This window comes from Enterobacter vonholyi (genome assembly GCF_040834095.1).
Classification (GTDB): domain Bacteria; phylum Pseudomonadota; class Gammaproteobacteria; order Enterobacterales; family Enterobacteriaceae; genus Enterobacter; species Enterobacter vonholyi.
The window spans coordinates 4,213,232-4,231,903 of sequence record NZ_CP162152.1; the positions used below are offsets into that span (position 1 = coordinate 4,213,232).

12 protein-coding genes, 1 tRNA gene and 3 rRNA genes are annotated in these 18,672 nt (G+C 54.1%); 4 read left to right on the plus strand and 12 right to left on the minus strand.

Annotated features, from left to right (window positions below; translation table 11 throughout):
- The gene (gene bcsR, locus AB3N39_RS19815) at positions 1–189 is read right to left on the minus strand and encodes a cellulose biosynthesis protein BcsR (protein WP_008503237.1); all 189 of its coding nucleotides are present in this window, start codon (positions 187–189) and stop codon (positions 1–3) included.
- A 175-nt stretch (positions 190–364) separates the two neighbouring features.
- On the opposite strand from bcsR, the gene bcsE reads away from it, so the two are divergent.
- Genes bcsE through bcsG form a run of 3 tightly spaced genes read left to right on the plus strand, consistent with a single transcriptional unit; the run spans position 365 to position 3,790 of the window.
- Positions 365–1,927: a cellulose biosynthesis c-di-GMP-binding protein BcsE gene (gene bcsE, locus AB3N39_RS19820; RefSeq protein WP_133295305.1), complete on the plus strand. Its 1,563-nt coding sequence runs from the start codon at positions 365–367 to the stop codon at positions 1,925–1,927.
- A complete protein-coding gene (bcsF, locus tag AB3N39_RS19825) occupies positions 1,921–2,118 on the plus strand; it encodes a cellulose biosynthesis protein BcsF (protein ID WP_024908822.1) in 198 nt (65 codons plus the stop codon). The genes bcsE and bcsF overlap by 7 nt, the downstream gene beginning before the upstream one ends.
- On the plus strand, positions 2,111–3,790 hold the full coding sequence (gene bcsG, locus AB3N39_RS19830; protein ID WP_367896969.1) for a cellulose biosynthesis protein BcsG: 1,680 nt from the start codon (positions 2,111–2,113) through the stop codon (positions 3,788–3,790). The genes bcsF and bcsG overlap by 8 nt, the downstream gene beginning before the upstream one ends.
- Positions 3,791–3,844: 54 nt before the next feature.
- Here the strand turns inward: bcsG and AB3N39_RS19835 are convergent, their stop codons facing one another.
- From AB3N39_RS19835 to pepQ, 11 genes are all read right to left on the minus strand, one after another.
- Positions 3,845–4,837, minus strand: coding sequence for a glycosyl hydrolase family 8 (locus AB3N39_RS19835; protein ID WP_136195978.1), 993 nt, complete (start codon positions 4,835–4,837; stop codon positions 3,845–3,847).
- Positions 4,838–4,853: 16 nt separating this feature from the next.
- Positions 4,854–5,816 (minus strand): bifunctional biotin--[acetyl-CoA-carboxylase] ligase/biotin operon repressor BirA, encoded by a 963-nt coding sequence (gene birA / locus AB3N39_RS19840; RefSeq protein ID WP_325814348.1) that lies wholly within the window; start codon positions 5,814–5,816, stop codon positions 4,854–4,856.
- Complete coding sequence (murB, locus tag AB3N39_RS19845; RefSeq protein WP_136195980.1) at positions 5,813–6,841, minus strand: UDP-N-acetylmuramate dehydrogenase; 1,029 nt, start codon at positions 6,839–6,841, stop codon at positions 5,813–5,815. The genes birA and murB overlap by 4 nt, the downstream gene beginning before the upstream one ends.
- A gap of 125 nt (positions 6,842–6,966) precedes the next feature.
- Positions 6,967–7,082, minus strand: a 5S ribosomal RNA gene (gene rrf / locus AB3N39_RS19850).
- A 72-nt stretch (positions 7,083–7,154) separates the two neighbouring features.
- Positions 7,155–10,059 (minus strand): 23S ribosomal RNA (locus AB3N39_RS19855).
- A 183-nt stretch (positions 10,060–10,242) separates the two neighbouring features.
- Positions 10,243–10,318, minus strand: a tRNA-Glu gene (locus AB3N39_RS19860).
- Between the two features lie 85 nt (positions 10,319–10,403).
- Positions 10,404–11,945: ribosomal RNA gene (locus tag AB3N39_RS19865) — 16S ribosomal RNA — on the minus strand.
- Together the 16S, 23S and 5S rRNA genes with 1 tRNA gene alongside form the textbook arrangement of a ribosomal RNA operon.
- 354 nt (positions 11,946–12,299) lie before the next feature.
- The gene (hemG, locus tag AB3N39_RS19870; protein WP_115877030.1) at positions 12,300–12,845 is read right to left on the minus strand and encodes a menaquinone-dependent protoporphyrinogen IX dehydrogenase; all 546 of its coding nucleotides are present in this window, start codon (positions 12,843–12,845) and stop codon (positions 12,300–12,302) included.
- A 10-nt stretch (positions 12,846–12,855) separates the two neighbouring features.
- Positions 12,856–14,307, minus strand: coding sequence for a Trk system potassium transporter TrkH (gene trkH / locus AB3N39_RS19875; RefSeq protein WP_023309600.1), 1,452 nt, complete (start codon positions 14,305–14,307; stop codon positions 12,856–12,858).
- A gap of 39 nt (positions 14,308–14,346) precedes the next feature.
- Positions 14,347–14,961: an IMPACT family protein gene (locus AB3N39_RS19880; protein ID WP_024908007.1), complete on the minus strand. Its 615-nt coding sequence runs from the start codon at positions 14,959–14,961 to the stop codon at positions 14,347–14,349.
- The gene (pepQ, locus tag AB3N39_RS19885; protein WP_111963551.1) at positions 14,961–16,292 is read right to left on the minus strand and encodes a Xaa-Pro dipeptidase; all 1,332 of its coding nucleotides are present in this window, start codon (positions 16,290–16,292) and stop codon (positions 14,961–14,963) included. Before pepQ ends, AB3N39_RS19880 begins: the two co-directional genes overlap by 1 nt.
- A 189-nt stretch (positions 16,293–16,481) precedes the next feature.
- Between pepQ and fadB the strand changes: the two genes are divergently transcribed.
- Positions 16,482–18,671 (plus strand): fatty acid oxidation complex subunit alpha FadB, encoded by a 2,190-nt coding sequence (gene fadB / locus AB3N39_RS19890; protein WP_143345645.1) that lies wholly within the window; start codon positions 16,482–16,484, stop codon positions 18,669–18,671.
- Position 18,672: the final 1 nt, after the last annotated feature.

An 18,672-nucleotide genomic window follows, 5' to 3' on the forward strand; every position in this document is an offset into this window, starting at 1 on the left:
TTATTGTTGATGGGCGAATTCAGCTAATAACGGCCAGCGTTTAATAGCCGCGGCCAACTGTTCCCGCTGGGAAATATCGGTGTAATCTATTTCAGGTAAAGAAAAGGCCTGCGTCAGCGCCAGAAAATCGTTTTGGAATGTGTAACCCAGAGTCGAGTCGACTGGGGTTCCAGGTTCGTTATTATCCATTCTTTTTCCATCCCTTTAAGGAAAATCGCACGCTAAAGAAGTTGCGGAGCTTCCTGCCCTGACAAATTTCATTTACATGCTAAATCTGATGTTCTTTAATTTCAATGTTAGGTTTATTTCTACGCTTTCGCTAGTAAACTGAGATACAGATAAATTAGACGAAAAGAGGGACACCGTGGACTCCATATTTTCTATTGGCATCCAGTCATTATGGGACGAATTGAGCCACATGCCAGTCGGAGGAGTCTGGTGGATTAATACGGACCGAAATGAAGATGCTATCAGCCTGGTTAACCAGACAATTGCTGCCCAGGATAAGGATTCCCGCGTGGCCGTCATTAGCATGGGCGAAGACCCGAAGAAAATTATCACGCTGGAAAACAATCGCGGGCCTCAGACGGTGCGATTATTTTCCATGACATCGGAAGCCGATAGTCTATACTTTTTGTCCCGCGACGTTCAGTGCTCTATTGATCCGAATCACCATTTGGTGATTCTTAAATGTGCAAATAACGTCCTGCAAAATATCCCTGCTGAAAAACTGTTGCCATGGCTTGAAAAAATCAATAAATGGGCAAAATTTCAAAATTGCACGCTATTGATAGTCAATCCTGGCAGTAATAATGACAAGCTGTTCTCACTTTTAATGGGCGAATATCGCTCCCTGTTCGGTCTGGCAAGCGTTCGCGATCAGGTGGGTAGCTATCTCTACGATATTGCATTCTGGTGTAATGAAAAGGGCGTGAGTGCCAGGCAACAGCTTACCCTGAAACATATTGAGGGCGAGTGGCACCTGGCGCAGCAGGAAGAAACCGTGGTGCAGCCGCGCAGTGATGAAAAACGCATTCTGAGCCATATCGCGGTTTTAGAGGGGGCGCCCGCCCTGTCGGAAAACTGGACACTTTTTGAGTCTAACGAAGCCCTTTTCCATGAAGCCCGAACAACCCAGGCGGCGACCCTTATTTTCTCGCTGATGCAGAATAACCAGATTGAGACGCTGGCACGGCAAATCCACACCCTACGCCGCCAGCGCGGAAGCGCGTTAAAAATCATCGTGCGCGAAAATAATACCAGCCTGCGCGCCACCGATGAGCGCCTGCTTCTGGGCTGCGGCGCCAATATGGTTATTCCATGGAATGCGCCGCTGTCACGCTGCCTGACGCTTATCGAAAGCGTTCAGGGCCAGCAGTTTAGCCGCCACGTACCGGAAGATATTTCCACGCTGCTCTCCATGACGCAGCCGATGAAGCTGCGTGGGTACCAAAAATGGGATACCTTCTGCGACGCCGTGGGCAACATGATGAACAACACGCTTCTTCCTGCAGACGGAAAAGGGGTCATGGTTGCCCTGCGTCCTGTACCGGGTATTCGCGTTGAACAGGCTCTCACCCTCTGTCGCCCGAACCGTACAGGGGACATCATGACCATTGGCGATAATCGCCTGGTGCTGTTTTTGTCCTTCTGCCGGGTAAACGATCTCGATACGGCGCTCAACCACATCTTCCCCCTGCCTACAGGGGATATTTTCTCGAACCGTATGATTTGGTTCGAAGATAATACGATTAGCGCGGAGCTGGTGCAGATGCGTGCGCTCCAGCCTGAACAATGGGCCAAACCGCTCGCAATCAAGAGCGATGCCAAACCGATCCTCAATGCCAGACATGATGGACACGTCTGGCGTCGGGTTCCGGAACCCCTTCGCTTATTAACAGACAACGCGGAGAACGCATCATCATGAACATCAGCGATATCATACAACTGGTTATATTCTGTGCGCTGATCTTTTTCCCGCTTGGCTACTATGCGCGCCATTCCATACGCCGTATCCGTGATACGGCCAGAGTGCTGTTTATTAAACCTCGCTATGTAAAACCAGCCGGAACACTGACACGGGCATCACACGTCAAGGCAGACCGAAAACATGACTAATTCTACCTATACCGCTTCGTCACCCTCGCCGCTCTGGCAATACTGGCGCGGCCTTTCCGGCTGGAACTTCTACTTTCTGGTGAAGTTTGGCCTGCTGTGGGCAGGCTATCTGAATTTCCATCCCCTTCTCAACCTGGTGTTTATGGCCTTCCTGCTGATGCCGCTGCCGAATATCAGGCTACATCGCTTGCGCCACTGGGTCGCTATACCTGTCGGCTTTGCGCTGTTCTGGCATGATACCTGGCTACCGGGGCCGGATAGCATTATGAGCCAGGGTTCGCAGGTGGCAGGCTTTAGCGCCAGCTATATCCTCGATCTGACCGAGCGCTTTATTAACTGGCAGATGATTGGCGCGGTGTTTGTGCTGCTGGTTGCCTGGCTGTTCCTGTCACAGTGGATCCGCGTCACGGTGTTTGTCGTCGCGATTATGATCTGGCTTAACGTGCTGACGCTGGCTGGGCCGAACTTTTCGCTGTGGCCTGCCGGTCAACCGACCACCACGGTGACTACCACAGGGGGAAGCGCGGCGGCAACCGTCACAACGGCAGGCGATACGCCTGTAGTGGGCGATATCCCAACCCAGACCGCACCGCCGACCTCAACCAACCTGAACGCCTGGCTCTCCAGTTTCTATACCGCGGAAGACAAGCGACAGACTAAATTCCCGGATGCGCTGCCGGCGGATGCTCAGCCGTTTGAACTGCTGGTGATCAACATCTGCTCTCTCTCCTGGGCCGACGTGGACGCCGCCGGTTTGATGTCTCATCCGCTGTGGTCACACTTCGATATTCAATTTAAAGATTTCAACTCTGCCACCTCGTACAGCGGCCCGGCAGCAATCCGCCTGCTGCGTGCTAGCTGCGGTCAGACATCTCATAAAAACCTGTATCAACCCGCCGGCAACCAGTGTTATCTGTTCGATAACCTCGCAAAACTGGGCTTTACGCAGCATCTGATGCTGGGGCATAACGGCCAGTTCGGTAACTTCCTGAAAGAAGTACGCGAACAGGGTGGCATGCAGGCACCGCTGATGGATCAAACCGGCCTTCCTGTCTCTCTTCTGGGCTTCGACGGCTCGCCCGTCTATGACGATACCGCCGTCCTGCAGCGCTGGCTGCAGACCATCGGAAAAGACAGTAATCCACGCAGCGCGACGTTCTTTAACACCCTGCCGCTCCACGACGGTAACCATTTCCCGGGCGTGAGCAAAACGGCTGATTATAAAGTGCGTGCGCAGAAGTTCTTTGACGAGCTGGACGCGTTCTTCACGGAGCTGGAAAAATCAGGCCGTAAAGTGATGGTGGTTGTGGTGCCTGAGCACGGTGGTGCGCTGAAAGGTGACAGAATGCAGGTGTCGGGTCTGCGTGATATCCCAAGCCCGTCCATCACTAACGTGCCTGCAGGCATTAAATTCTTTGGGATGAAGGCACCGCATCAGGGCGCACCGATTGAGATTACACAGCCAACCAGCTATCTGGCGATCTCAGAACTGGTTGCCCGCGCCGTTGACGGGAAGCTGTTTGTGGAAGATAGCGTGAACTGGGATCAGCTCACCAGCAACCTGCCGCAAACGGCAGAAGTCTCAGAGAACGCTAACGCGGTTGTCATTCAGTATCAGAACAAACCGTACGTTCGCCTGAACGGCGGAGATTGGGTACCGTATCCGCAGTAACTGATCTACGCCTCACCCTCTCCCCGTTGGGGAGAGGGGATAGTCAGTGCGTTATTATTGCGCTGAAATCCACACCAGCATTTTCAGACTAGCCGAATAGTAGTCGTCTTTAGCGGTGATTTCGGGTTCGCCGGAAGACTGCCCCATCGTTAAATCGCGTACAGCCAACAGGCCGCCTTCCATCATATAGGGCGCATATTCGTTGGTCGTGACGTTAACCCAGGCGGGCGTTTGTTCCCGGGGGAACTGACCGAACCAGGCCTTCCACGGCGTCAGCAGCGGGCTTTGCTTATCAGACCAGGCAAGATACAGCGGAATACGAATCGCGTCATAGCTCATTCGCGGTGGCCAGCCTTTAGCAGGGGTCAGCTTGCCACCTGATGCCAGTGAAACCCAGTCAGTGGGCAGATTCGCTTTACCCGAGCCCATTTTCCCCAGCAGGCGTTTACCATCCTTAATCAAATCACGCCAGACCGGCAAATGACTGCGTCCGGCGAAGGCCTGCCAGGCCGGAAATACAAAATAGGAAGGATTGAGGACCACTTCACCGTCAAGCTTAAATCCCTGGACGCCGGGCAGCATCACGCGGTAACCCGCATAGCGGATCACGCTATGGGCAACCAGCGCTTTTGTAATGGCATCCGATGCGGCGCTGTAGCGTTTGTCATGCCAGCGGGCGTCGGCTTTAAGCAGCGCCCAGGCAATCAGCACGTCACCATCGGCGGCGTTGTTTTTGTCCGCGACCGGGTTGGACTCTGCGGGGTTATACCGCCAGTAAAAGAGACCATTCTCTTTGTTCTTCAGCTGGCTTTCCGTCCATTGCCAGAGCTTATCGAACGTGGCTTTATCGTCGTTGGCAACTGCCATCAGCATGGCAAAGCCCTGACCTTCCGTATGCGACACGCCACCATTGCCGGTATCGACAATGCGGCCTTCCGGTTTGAAAAAGCGGGCCTTGTAACTCTCCCAGGCCTGATCCGCCAGGGAGAGAGGCGAGAACAGCACACTCATCATGACGGCCAGCGTCGCGCAGACGGGTTTTCGCATAATTAACTCGATCCGGTTATTCGGCACTTCGCAGGGAAATCTCACCGCCCACCCAGGGTTTAATCGCGCCATCCTGTTCCAGGAGCAGCGCGCCCTGTGCGTCAATACCGCGGGAAGTTCCGTAGATCTCTTTATCACCAATCAGCAATTTCACCGGGCGATTGATGAAGTTATCCAGCTTTTCCCAACGAGACAGGAACGGCGCCAGCCCTTCCTGCTCAAAAAGCGTGAGTGAGCTACGCAACTCTTTAATCATACGCACGGCAAGGGTATTACGATCGATGACGATCCCCGCCTCCTCGAGGTTAGTCCAGGCCTGATTCACCACATCACTTTGTACATTGCGCATCACCATATTGAGGCCTGCGCCAATGACGATTTGCGCCGCGTCGCCCGTTTTCCCCGTCAGTTCGACCAGAATGCCGGCAAGTTTACGATCGTTGAGGTACAGGTCATTAGGCCATTTAACACGTACTTTATCCGCACCCAGATCGTGCAGCACTTCCGCCATGACGATGCCGATAACCAGACTCAAGCCAATGGCAGCGGCCGGGCCCTGATCGAGTCGCCAGTACATGGACAGATAGAGGTTGGCACCAAAGGGGGAAAACCACTTGCGGCCACGACGACCGCGACCGGCCTGCTGATACTCAGCAACACAGGCATCGCCGGATTTCAGCTCAGGCAGACGATCCAGAAGATACTGGTTCGTCGAATCAATCACGGGTAGCACCGCCACATTGCCGTGTCCAATCTGGCTGCGAATCAGTTCTTCATTCAACAGTTGAATCGGTTCCGGCAGGCTGTAGCCTTTTCCTGGTACCGTGAAGACATCGACACCCCAGTCGCGCAACGTCTGAATATGCTTATTGATGCCGGCACGGCTCATGCCCAGCTGTTCGCCCAATTGCTCGCCAGAATGAAACTCACCGTCGGCAAGAATGCCAATCAGGGTTAAGGGGATGGTATTGTCCTTCACGCGATGGCCTCCACGGCATTGACTTCGCCTGTGCACCCGATAAAGCGCACTTCCGGCTCCAGCCAGACGTTAAATTTCTCGCCCACACGCTCACGGACATGATGTGCCAGCTGAACCACATCATCGCTGGTCGCATCACATTGATTAATCAGTACCAGAGCCTGCTGTCGGTGAACGGCAGCGCCGCCGACTGTCGTGCCTTTTAACTGGCATTGATCGATAAGCCATCCCGCAGCAAGCTTCACGCTGCCGTCCGCCTGAGGGTAATGTGGCGCTGTTGGCCATCCTTCAAGGAAGACTTTTGCCTTTTCGCTGCTAATCACCGGGTTTTTGAAGAAGCTTCCGGCATTGCCGTTTACTTTGGGATCGGGAAGTTTGGTCATCCGCATATGGCAAACCGAGTCAAAAACGTCGCGAGGGGTAACGGTTTCCGGATCGAGACGCGTTAAATCACCGTAGGTCAACACGGGCTGCCAGCGCTTAGACAGACGCAGGCCCACGGCGACAATGACGTAGCGATCCTGATATTCATGTTTGAAGATACTGTCACGATAGCCAAAACGGCACTCTTCTGCGGTTAAACGCTGGGCCGTTCCGGTCGCCAGTTCGATACAGTCGACATACTCACAGACATGTTTCAGTTCGATGCCATAGGCACCGATGTTTTGAATGGGTGACGATCCGGCGCAGCCGGGGATCAGCGCAAGGTTTTCCAGACCCGGCATCCCTTTGTCGAGGGTAAACTGCACCAGATGATGCCAGTTTTCACCGGCCCCCACGTGAATGTGCCAGCTATCGGCGCGCTCTTCCACATCAATGCCCATGATGCGGTTAATGATTACTGTTCCCGCAAAATCGTCGAGAAACAGGACATTACTTCCTTCGCCCAGAATCAGTACGGGTTCGTTATTTTCTGTTGCGCTTTGCCATGCATTCAGCAACTGCTGTGCGGTATCGGCACGTACAATGTTTTTAGCATTCCGTTGAATGCCAAAGGTATTCCAGGGCTTAAGGGAGTGGTTCATAGACGCTATCCTGATGCAAAAACGCAGGTAGTTTACCGTATAAGCAAGGTATTGGGGGATTAGTTTTGTGTAGCGCAGAAACGCAAAAAGGCCATCCTTCCGGATGGCCTCTTCACTTGTTTGATGCCTGGCAGTTCCCTACTCTCACATGGGGAGACCCCACACTACCATCGGCGCTACGGCGTTTCACTTCTGAGTTCGGCATGGGGTCAGGTGGGACCACCGCGCTAAAGCCGCCAGGCAAATTCTGTTAAATCTGTATCAGGCTGAAATTGATTGTTCTGTCTCTTCGCCAAAACACCTTCGGCGTTGTAAGGTTAAGCCTCACGGTTCATTAGTATCGGTTAGCTCAACGCATCGCTGCGCTTACACACCCGACCTATCAACGTCGTCGTCTTCAACGTTCCTTCAGGAGACTTAAAGTCTCAGGGAGAACTCATCTCGGGGCAAGTTTCGTGCTTAGATGCTTTCAGCACTTATCTTTTCCGCATTTAGCTACCGGGCAGTGCCATTGGCATGACAACCCGAACACCAGTGATGCGTCCACTCCGGTCCTCTCGTACTAGGAGCAGCCCCCCTCAATTCTCCAGCGCCCACGGCAGATAGGGACCGAACTGTCTCACGACGTTCTAAACCCAGCTCGCGTACCACTTTAAATGGCGAACAGCCATACCCTTGGGACCTACTTCAGCCCCAGGATGTGATGAGCCGACATCGAGGTGCCAAACACCGCCGTCGATATGAACTCTTGGGCGGTATCAGCCTGTTATCCCCGGAGTACCTTTTATCCGTTGAGCGATGGCCCTTCCATTCAGAACCACCGGATCACTATGACCTGCTTTCGCACCTGCTCGAGCCGTCACTCTCGCAGTCAAGCTAGCTTATGCCATTGCACTAACCTCCTGATGTCCGACCAGGATTAGCTAACCTTCGTGCTCCTCCGTTACTCTTTGGGAGGAGACCGCCCCAGTCAAACTACCCACCAGACACTGTCCGCAACCCGGATCACGGGTCTACGTTAGAACACCAGCCATTAAAGGGTGGTATTTCAAGGACGGCTCCACGCAGACTGGCGTCCACGCTTCAAAGCCTCCCACCTATCCTACACATCAAGGACCAGTGTTCAGTGTCAAGCTATAGTAAAGGTTCACGGGGTCTTTCCGTCTTGCCGCGGGTACACTGCATCTTCACAGCGAGTTCAATTTCACTGAGTCTCGGGTGGAGACAGCCTGGCCATCATTACGCCATTCGTGCAGGTCGGAACTTACCCGACAAGGAATTTCGCTACCTTAGGACCGTTATAGTTACGGCCGCCGTTTACCGGGGCTTCGATCAAGAGCTTCGCGTTGCCGCTAACCCCATCAATTAACCTTCCGGCACCGGGCAGGCGTCACACCGTATACGTCCACTTTCGTGTTTGCACAGTGCTGTGTTTTTAATAAACAGTTGCAGCCAGCTGGTATCTTCGACTGATTTCAGCTCCACCCGCAGGGGCTTCACCTACATATCAGCGTGCCTTCTCCCGAAGTTACGGCACCATTTTGCCTAGTTCCTTCACCCGAGTTCTCTCAAGCGCCTTGGTATTCTCTACCTGACCACCTGTGTCGGTTTGGGGTACGATTTCGTGTTACCTGATGCTTAGAGGCTTTTCCTGGAAGCAGGGCATTTGTTACTTCAGCACCGTAGTGCCTCGTCATCACACCTCAGCGTTAATAAGGTACCGGATTTACCTGGAACCTCCGCCTACATGCTTAAACCGGGACAACCGTCGCCCGGCTAACATAGCCTTCTCCGTCCCCCCTTCGCAGTAACACCAAGTACAGGAATATTAACCTGTTTCCCATCGACTACGCCTTTCGGCCTCGCCTTAGGGGTCGACTCACCCTGCCCCGATTAACGTTGGACAGGAACCCTTGGTCTTCCGGCGAGCGGGCTTTTCACCCGCTTTATCGTTACTTATGTCAGCATTCGCACTTCTGATACCTCCAGCATGCCTCACAGCACACCTTCAACGGCTTACAGAACGCTCCCCTACCCAACAACACATAGTGTCGCTGCCGCAGCTTCGGTGCATGGTTTAGCCCCGTTACATCTTCCGCGCAGGCCGACTCGACCAGTGAGCTATTACGCTTTCTTTAAATGATGGCTGCTTCTAAGCCAACATCCTGGCTGTCTGTGCCTTCCCACATCGTTTCCCACTTAACCATGACTTTGGGACCTTAGCTGGCGGTCTGGGTTGTTTCCCTCTTCACGACGGACGTTAGCACCCGCCGTGTGTCTCCCGTGATAACATTCTTCGGTATTCGTAGTTTGCATCGGGTTGGTAAGCCGGGATGGCCCCCTAGCCGAAACAGTGCTCTACCCCCGAAGATGAGTTCACGAGGCGCTACCTAAATAGCTTTCGGGGAGAACCAGCTATCTCCCGGTTTGATTGGCCTTTCACCCCCAGCCACAAGTCATCCGCTAATTTTTCAACATTAGTCGGTTCGGTCCTCCAGTTAGTGTTACCCAACCTTCAACCTGCCCATGGCTAGATCACCGGGTTTCGGGTCTATACCCTGCAACTTAACGCCCAGTTAAGACTCGGTTTCCCTTCGGCTCCCCTATACGGTTAACCTTGCTACAGAATATAAGTCGCTGACCCATTATACAAAAGGTACGCAGTCACACCACGAAGGTGCTCCCACTGCTTGTACGTACACGGTTTCAGGTTCTTTTTCACTCCCCTCGCCGGGGTTCTTTTCGCCTTTCCCTCACGGTACTGGTTCACTATCGGTCAGTCAGGAGTATTTAGCCTTGGAGGATGGTCCCCCCATATTCAGACAGGATACCACGTGTCCCGCCCTACTCTTCGAGTTCACAGCCTGTGTGCTTTCGTGTACGGGACTGTCACCCTGTACCGTGCGACTTTCCAGACGCTTCCACTAACACACAAGCTGATTCAGACTCTGGGCTGCTCCCCGTTCGCTCGCCGCTACTGGGGGAATCTCGGTTGATTTCTTTTCCTCGGGGTACTTAGATGTTTCAGTTCCCCCGGTTCGCCTCGTTAACCTATGTATTCAGTTAACGATAGTGCAACGAATTGCACTGGGTTTCCCCATTCGGACATCGCCGGGTCAAAGGTTCATATCACCTCGCCGGCGCTTTTCGCAGATTAGCACGTCCTTCATCGCCTCTGACTGCCAGGGCATCCACCGTGTACGCTTAGTCGCTTAACCTCACAACCCGAAGATGTTTCACTTCTGATTGCGAAAATTTGAGAGACTCAAACACACCATTAAAGATGTGTCGTTTCAATTTTCAGCTTGATCCAGATTTTTAAAGAGCAAATATCTCAAACGTGACTCGTAAGTCAGTTTTGAGATATGACGGCAGGTGACTTTCACTCACGAACCAGCAAGTGGCGTCCCCTAGGGGATTCGAACCCCTGTTACCGCCGTGAAAGGGCGGTGTCCTGGGCCTCTAGACGAAGGGGACACTGAAGTCTCAATCGCAAGACGCCTTGCTATTTACTTTTCATCAGACAATCTGTGTGAGCACTACAAAGGCAGGTTCTTTAAGGTAAGGAGGTGATCCAACCGCAGGTTCCCCTACGGTTACCTTGTTACGACTTCACCCCAGTCATGAATCACAAAGTGGTAAGCGCCCTCCCGAAGGTTAAGCTACCTACTTCTTTTGCAACCCACTCCCATGGTGTGACGGGCGGTGTGTACAAGGCCCGGGAACGTATTCACCGTAGCATTCTGATCTACGATTACTAGCGATTCCGACTTCATGGAGTCGAGTTGCAGACTCCAATCCGGACTACGACGCACTTTATGAGGTCCGCTTGCTCTCGCGAGGTCGCTTCTCTTTGTATGCGCCATTGTAGCACGTGTGTAGCCCTACTCGTAAGGGCCATGATGACTTGACGTCATCCCCACCTTCCTCCAGTTTATCACTGGCAGTCTCCTTTGAGTTCCCGGCCGGACCGCTGGCAACAAAGGATAAGGGTTGCGCTCGTTGCGGGACTTAACCCAACATTTCACAACACGAGCTGACGACAGCCATGCAGCACCTGTCTCAGAGTTCCCGAAGGCACCAATCCATCTCTGGAAAGTTCTCTGGATGTCAAGAGTAGGTAAGGTTCTTCGCGTTGCATCGAATTAAACCACATGCTCCACCGCTTGTGCGGGCCCCCGTCAATTCATTTGAGTTTTAACCTTGCGGCCGTACTCCCCAGGCGGTCGACTTAACGCGTTAGCTCCGGAAGCCACGCCTCAAGGGCACAACCTCCAAGTCGACATCGTTTACGGCGTGGACTACCAGGGTATCTAATCCTGTTTGCTCCCCACGCTTTCGCACCTGAGCGTCAGTCTTTGTCCAGGGGGCCGCCTTCGCCACCGGTATTCCTCCAGATCTCTACGCATTTCACCGCTACACCTGGAATTCTACCCCCCTCTACAAGACTCTAGCCTGCCAGTTTCGAATGCAGTTCCCAGGTTGAGCCCGGGGATTTCACATCCGACTTGACAGACCGCCTGCGTGCGCTTTACGCCCAGTAATTCCGATTAACGCTTGCACCCTCCGTATTACCGCGGCTGCTGGCACGGAGTTAGCCGGTGCTTCTTCTGCGGGTAACGTCAATCGCTGAGGTTATTAACCTCAACGCCTTCCTCCCCGCTGAAAGTACTTTACAACCCGAAGGCCTTCTTCATACACGCGGCATGGCTGCATCAGGCTTGCGCCCATTGTGCAATATTCCCCACTGCTGCCTCCCGTAGGAGTCTGGACCGTGTCTCAGTTCCAGTGTGGCTGGTCATCCTCTCAGACCAGCTAGGGATCGTCGCCTAGGTGAGCCGTTACCCCACCTACTAGCTAATCCCATCTGGGCACATCTGATGGCAAGAGGCCCGAAGGTCCCCCTCTTTGGTCTTGCGACGTTATGCGGTATTAGCTACCGTTTCCAGTAGTTATCCCCCTCCATCAGGCAGTTTCCCAGACATTACTCACCCGTCCGCCGCTCGCCGGCAAAGTAGCAAGCTACTTTCCGCTGCCGCTCGACTTGCATGTGTTAGGCCTGCCGCCAGCGTTCAATCTGAGCCATGATCAAACTCTTCAATTTAAGTTTGATGCTCGTGAATTAAACTTCGTAATGAATTACGCATGTTCACTCAGAGACTTGGTATTCATTTTTCGTCTTGCGACGTTAAGAATCCATGTCACTTTGAGTGCCCACACAGATTGTCTGATAAATTGTTAAAGAGCAGTGCCGCTTCGCTTTTCGCAGCGGCGCGGGGTGTGCATATTACGCCTTCCCGCTTCAGAGTCAAGCGTTTATTTACGCTATTCTCTGCTGACCCGGCGGCGTGTGTGCCGTTGTTCCGTGTCAGTGGAGGCGCATTATAGGGAGTTATCCCGACGTGACAAGCACAAAATACAAAAAACTTATCGTTCGCTCATTTTTCAAGCTTAACGCTTATTTAAGTCGCGAATCGCCCGTTAAATGTGCGATTTCCCGGGCAAAACTAGCCACCTGCGACCAGTCGGTATAAACCACTTCTTTACGCGTATCGGTTTCACCTCCGGTCATCTTCATAATAAGACGGATCATAAAGCGGTCATACCAACGATAACGAGGGTAGCGCAGCGCGCCGGCAAAGACAGCGCAAAGGTCTGGCTGCCACGGCGAGCTGAGTAAAAACTTGCGCGTGTAGCTGTTAGTCTGCGGCGTACGCTTCTCTGCTTTACGTGCGACCAGATTTACCGAGTAAAACGCTCCGGGCAATTTATTGAGCACCGCGGTGTGCTTTTTCACAAAGCGATCCAGCGCCGGATGGAAATGCCCGTAACGAATTGACGCGCCAATTACCACGCGATCGTAATCCTGCCAGGCTATCTGATCCGCACGGTTCAGGTTTACCACATCCGAATATATCCCCAGTTCTTTGAGTTCAGATGCCAGATACGCGGCAATCTCACGCGTTTGCCCGTCTCGCGTAGAGAAAAGAATGAGTGTTTTCATCAACGGCTCCTTACTCGCGCCAGAATGTAGGGGTGAAGAGCACCAGCAGCGTAAAGACCTCAAGGCGACCAAACAGCATATTGGCGATGAGGATCCATTTCGCGACGGGGTTCATACTCGCAAAGTTATCCGCCACAACCCCCAGGCCAGGCCCGAGGTTATTCAATGTTGCCACCACGGACGCAAAGGCGGAGAAATCATCCACACCCGTCGCGATAATCGCCAGCATACTGACGATAAAGACCAGCGCATACGCCGAGAAGAATCCCCACACCGCTTCGAGGATACGTTCCGGCAGCGCGCGGTTCCCCAGCTTAATGCTGTAGACCGCGTTCGGGTGGACCAGGCGCTTCAGCTCACGGTTGCCCTGCTTAAACAGCAGCAGAATACGAATTACCTTCAGGCCACCGCCCGTGGACCCCGCACAACCCCCAATAAATGCAGAGCATAAAAGCAGCACCGGCAGGAACAGCGGCCAGCGCGCGATGCTGTCGGTGGTAAACCCGGCTGTCGTCGCCATCGATACCACCTGGAAGAACGCCTGATTTAGCGTGGTCAGCGCGGAGTTGTAGACATCATGGAACCACAGCACCAGGGTACAGATGATCACCAGCGTAAGCTGGACGCCAATGAACATGCGGAACTCAGGATCGCGCCAGTACACCTTCAGGCTGCGTCCGCTCAGTAAAGAGAAGTGCAGGCCGTAGTTACAGCCAGAGATCAGCAGGAAAATGGCAATGATAGTGTTAATCGTTGGGCTGTCGAAGTAGCCCACGCTGGCATCGTGGGTAGAGAACCCGCCAATGGCAATCGTCGCGAAACTGTGTCCGATGGCGTCGAAAGCAGGCATCCCGGCAAACCATAGCGCCAGCGCACAGGCTACCGTCAGCAAGACATAAATCAGCCACAGGGTTTTCGCCGTCTCGGCAATACGCGGGCGCATCTTGTTATCTTTCAGAGGCCCGGGCATTTCGGCGCGATAGAGCTGCATGCCACCAACGCCCAGAATAGGGAGAATAGCCACTGCCAGAACGATGATCCCCATACCGCCGAACCACTGCAGCATCTGGCGATAAAAGAGAATGGCGTGGGGAAGTGAATCCAGCCCGACCAGCGTCGTCGCCCCAGTCGTTGTTAAACCTGAGAACGATTCAAAAAAGGCATCCGTGATGCTCAGATTAGGCTGTTCAGAGAAGATAAAGGGCAGCGAACCGACGCTCCCCAGCACCGTCCAGAACAGGACCACAATCAAAAATCCTTCGCGAGATTTCAGTTCACCTTTCTGACGACGGTTTGGCCACCACAGCAGCGAGCCAATCGCCAGCGCGACAAAGAAGGTCTGGGTGAATGCCCGCCCCGCACCGTCCCGGTAGATAAGCGCCACCAGTCCTGGGAGAATCATCGTCCCGGAAAAGAGTATGACCAGCAGTCCAACGATTCGGGTTATGGCACGAAAATGCATCTCTGCCGCTTCCTTTGGTATTCAAAAGTGAGGTGGGGATTATTCTTCAATCGGCAGCAATTGCAACGAACCACGACTAAAATCAGCCAGTTTTGCTGAAAAAGCAGCCAGTTCCGCCTGAGGAAGCGCCACGCGTAATTGCACCATTGCCTGATATTCGCTGTGTGCGATGACACCGTTAAACTGCCGCAGCAGCGCTTCAATACCCGATAGCTGGGCGTAATCGCATAATAAAGTATATTCGGTAAGCGGCGTTTTGCGGGTAGTGACCAGCATATTAAGCGCCTGCTGCACGCCCCCGCCATAGGCTTTTACCAGCCCACCGGTGCCTAACAAAATGCCGCCGTAGTAGCGCACCACCACGGCGGTTATTTCGCCCACGCCGCTGCCCATCAGCTGCGAAAGCATAGGCTTACCGGCCGTGCCCGCCGGTTCACCGTCGTCGGAAAACCCCAGCTGTTGTGAATCGTCCGGCGGCCCTGCTACCCACGCCACGCAGTGGTGGCGGGCGTCAGGATGCTCAGCCCGAACGGACTCGACAAACGCCTTTGCCGCCTCTACGCCGTCGGTATGCGCCAGCAGCGTAATAAAGCGGCTTTTCTTGATTTCCTCAACAAAGGTGACCGGTTCAGCCGGTATCAGCCAGCTTTCCATCAGGCCAGCTTCAGGTCTCGCGTCATGTTCTCGATACCGTTTTCATGAACCACAACGTTATCTTCGATGCGAATACCGCCAAACGGCTTCAGCGCGTCAATTTTTTCCCAGTTGAAGTGCTTGCTGAACTGGCCTTCACGCCACGGCGCCAGCAGGGATTCAATAAAGTAGATCCCCGGCTCAATCGTCAGCACCATACGCGGCTCCAGAATACGGGTGCAGCGCAGGTAAGGATATTTAGACGGTGCCGCCAGGTGCGTGCCGGTATCATCCTGCATAAAGCCCGCAACGTCGTGAACCTGCAGGCCCAGCGGGTGGCCGATACCGTGCGGCATGAATGGCCCGGTCAGATCGTTCTCAACCATCGCCTCTTCGCTCATGTCTTTCACAATCTGGTGCTTACGCAGCAGTTTAGCAATGCGCTGATGGAACTGAATGTGGTAATCCACATAGCTGGTTCCCGCCTTCATGGTGCCAATAAGCGCCAGCTGTTCATCGTTCACGTCTTTAATAAGCTGCGCGAAATCGGTATCCGCATTCGCCGCCCAGGTACGGGTCAGATCGGCCGCGTAGCCGTTATATTCTGCCCCTGCGTCCAGCAGGAAGCTGCGCATTTCCGACGGAACATGGTGATCCAGTTTGGTGTAGTGGAGTACAGACGCGTGCTCATTCAGCGCGACGATGTTGCTGTACGGCACGTCGGTATCACGGTGGCCTGTCGCGGTCAGATAAGCCTGATTGATATCGAACTCGCTCATGCCCGACTGGAATGCTTCATGCGCCGCACGGTGACCGTTCACCGCCGTTTTTTGCGCTTCACGCATGCAGTAAAGTTCGTAGTCGGTTTTATACGCGCGGTAATAGTGGAGGTAATCCAGCACCCCTTTCGGGTTGAGTTTGTCTGCCGCAATATCCAGGCCCAATGCACGCTCCGGAACAGGGCCAATATAAGCGATGTTACCACGCGCGGCAGGCAGCTGGCTGCCAATGCCGTCCGCTTTTGGCAGCGCAATGACCTCAATTTCTTCCGTCCAGAAAGAGGTCGGCAGCGGCTCAACGTTGTGCCAGTAATCGACCGGCAGGTAGAACCACAGTTTCGGCTTGTTCACACCATCTACCAGCAGCCAGCAGTTGGGAACCTGCGTCACCGGCACCCAGGCCTTAAACTGTGGGTTCACCTTAAACGGATAAGCGTGGTCATCCAGAAAGGTATTCATTAGCTCGCCGGAGTGGATCAGCAGCGCATCCAGCTTAAAACGGGCCAGTACATCGCGGGTACGTTCCTGTAGGGTAACGATATGATTTTTATAAAGCGAAGCCAGTGAGTCCATCATTATTCCTTTCGTTTTTTGACCTCAAGTCATCGCATCTTAGCACACCTCACTCCGGCTGCGTGATTTCCACCGACCGTGATCAATGCAGCATTTTCTTAATGAGTAATTTGCATTTTATTAACATAAATCCCACACTCCGATTCATCTGGTATGACCAGATCCAATTGCTGGATTCAGGAGACTGACATGCTCTACAAAGGCGACACCCTGTACCTCAACTGGCTGGAAGATGGCATTGCCGAACTGGTGTTCGATGCCCCCGGCTCAGTGAACAAGCTTGATACCGCGACGGTGGCCAGTCTTGGCCAGGCGCTGGATGTTCTTGAAAAACAACCTGAATTAAAAGGGCTGCTGCTGCGTTCGAACAAAGCGGCCTTTATCGTCGGTGCCGATATCACCGAGTTCCTTTCGCTGTTCCTGGTTCCGGAAGAACAGCTGAGCCAGTGGCTGCACTTTGCCAACAGCGTCTTTAATCGTCTGGAAGATCTGCCTGTCCCGACCATTTCCGCCGTTAACGGTTATGCGCTGGGCGGTGGCTGCGAATGCGTGCTGGCGACCGACTACCGCCTGGCGACGCCGGACCTGCGCATCGGCCTGCCGGAAACCAAGCTGGGCATCATGCCGGGCTTTGGCGGCTCCGTACGTATGCCGCGCATGCTGGGTGCCGACAGCGCCCTGGAGATCATTGCCGCAGGTAAAGATGTCGGCGCCGAACAGGCGCAGAAAATTGGCCTGGTCGACGGCGTTGTAAAACCTGAGAAGCTGGTTGAAGGCGCACTCGCCATTCTGCGTCAGGCAATCAACGGCGATCTCGACTGGAGAGCCAAACGTCAGCCGAAGCTGGAACCGTTAAAACTCAGCAAGATTGAAGCCACCATGAGCTTCACTATCGCCAAAGGCATGGTGATGCAGACGGCGGGTAAACACTACCCGGCGCCGATCACGGCGGTGAAAACCATTGAAGCAGCTGCCCGCCTTGGTCGCGATGAAGCGCTGAAGCTCGAAAATCAGAGCTTTGTCCCGCTGGCGCACACCAATGAAGCTCGCGCGCTGGTCGGTATCTTCCTCAACGATCAGTTCGTAAAAGGGAAAGCCAAACAGCTGACTAAAAACGTTGAGACGCCAAAACATGCGGCAGTACTTGGCGCAGGCATTATGGGCGGCGGCATCGCTTACCAGTCCGCCTGGAAAGGCGTGCCGGTAGTGATGAAAGACATCAGCGAGAAATCCCTGACGCTGGGCATGACCGAAGCGGCCAAGCTGCTGAATAAACAGCTGGAACGCGGAAAAATTGACGGGCTGAAGCTCGCAGGCGTGATCTCCACCATCCAGCCCGTGCTGGAATACAGCGGTTTTGATCGTGTCGACGTGGTTGTCGAAGCCGTCGTCGAGAACCCGAAGGTCAAAAAAGCGGTGCTGGCGGAAACGGAAGATAAGGTTCGCCCGGATACCGTGCTGGCCTCTAACACCTCCACCATTCCAATCAGCGAACTGGCGAGCGTGCTGAAGCGTCCGGAAAACTTCTGCGGTATGCACTTCTTCAACCCGGTACATCGTATGCCGCTGGTCGAAGTGATCCGCGGGGAAAAAACCTCTGACGACACCATCGCCAAAGTAGTGGCGTGGGCCAGCAAGATGGGCAAAACCCCGATCGTCGTTAACGACTGTCCTGGCTTCTTCGTCAACCGCGTGCTGTTCCCTTACTTCGCCGGATTCAGCCAGCTGCTGCGCGACGGCGCGGACTTCCGCAAAATCGACAAAGTGATGGAAAAGCAGTTCGGCTGGCCGATGGGCCCGGCGTATCTGCTGGACGTTGTAGGCATTGATACCGCCCACCACGCCCAGGTGGTGATGGCGGCAGGCTTCCCGCAGCGCATGCAGAAAGACTATCGCGACGCCATTGACGCGCTGTTCGACGCTAACCGCTTCGGCCAGAAAAACGGTCTGGGCTTCTGGCGCTATAAAGAAGACAGCAAAGGCAAACCGAAGAAAGAAGAAGATGCCGCGGTGGATAGTCTGCTGGCCGACGTTAGCCAGCCAAAACGCGACTTCACCGACGATGAGATCATCGCCCGCATGATGATCCCGATGATCAACGAAGTGGTGCGCTGCCTCGAAGAAGGCATCATCGCCAGCCCGGCAGAAGCCGACATGGCGCTGGTTTACGGCCTGGGCTTCCCTCCGTTCCACGGCGGCGCGTTCCGCTGGCTGGACACGCTCGGCAGCGCTCGCTATCTCGATATGGCTCAGCAATATCAGCACCTTGGCCCGCTTTATGAGGTGCCGGAAGGTCTGCGTAACAAAGCGCGCCATAACGAACCCTACTATCCCGCAGTTGAGCCAGCCCGTCCGGTTGGCGAGCTGAAAACGGCTTAAG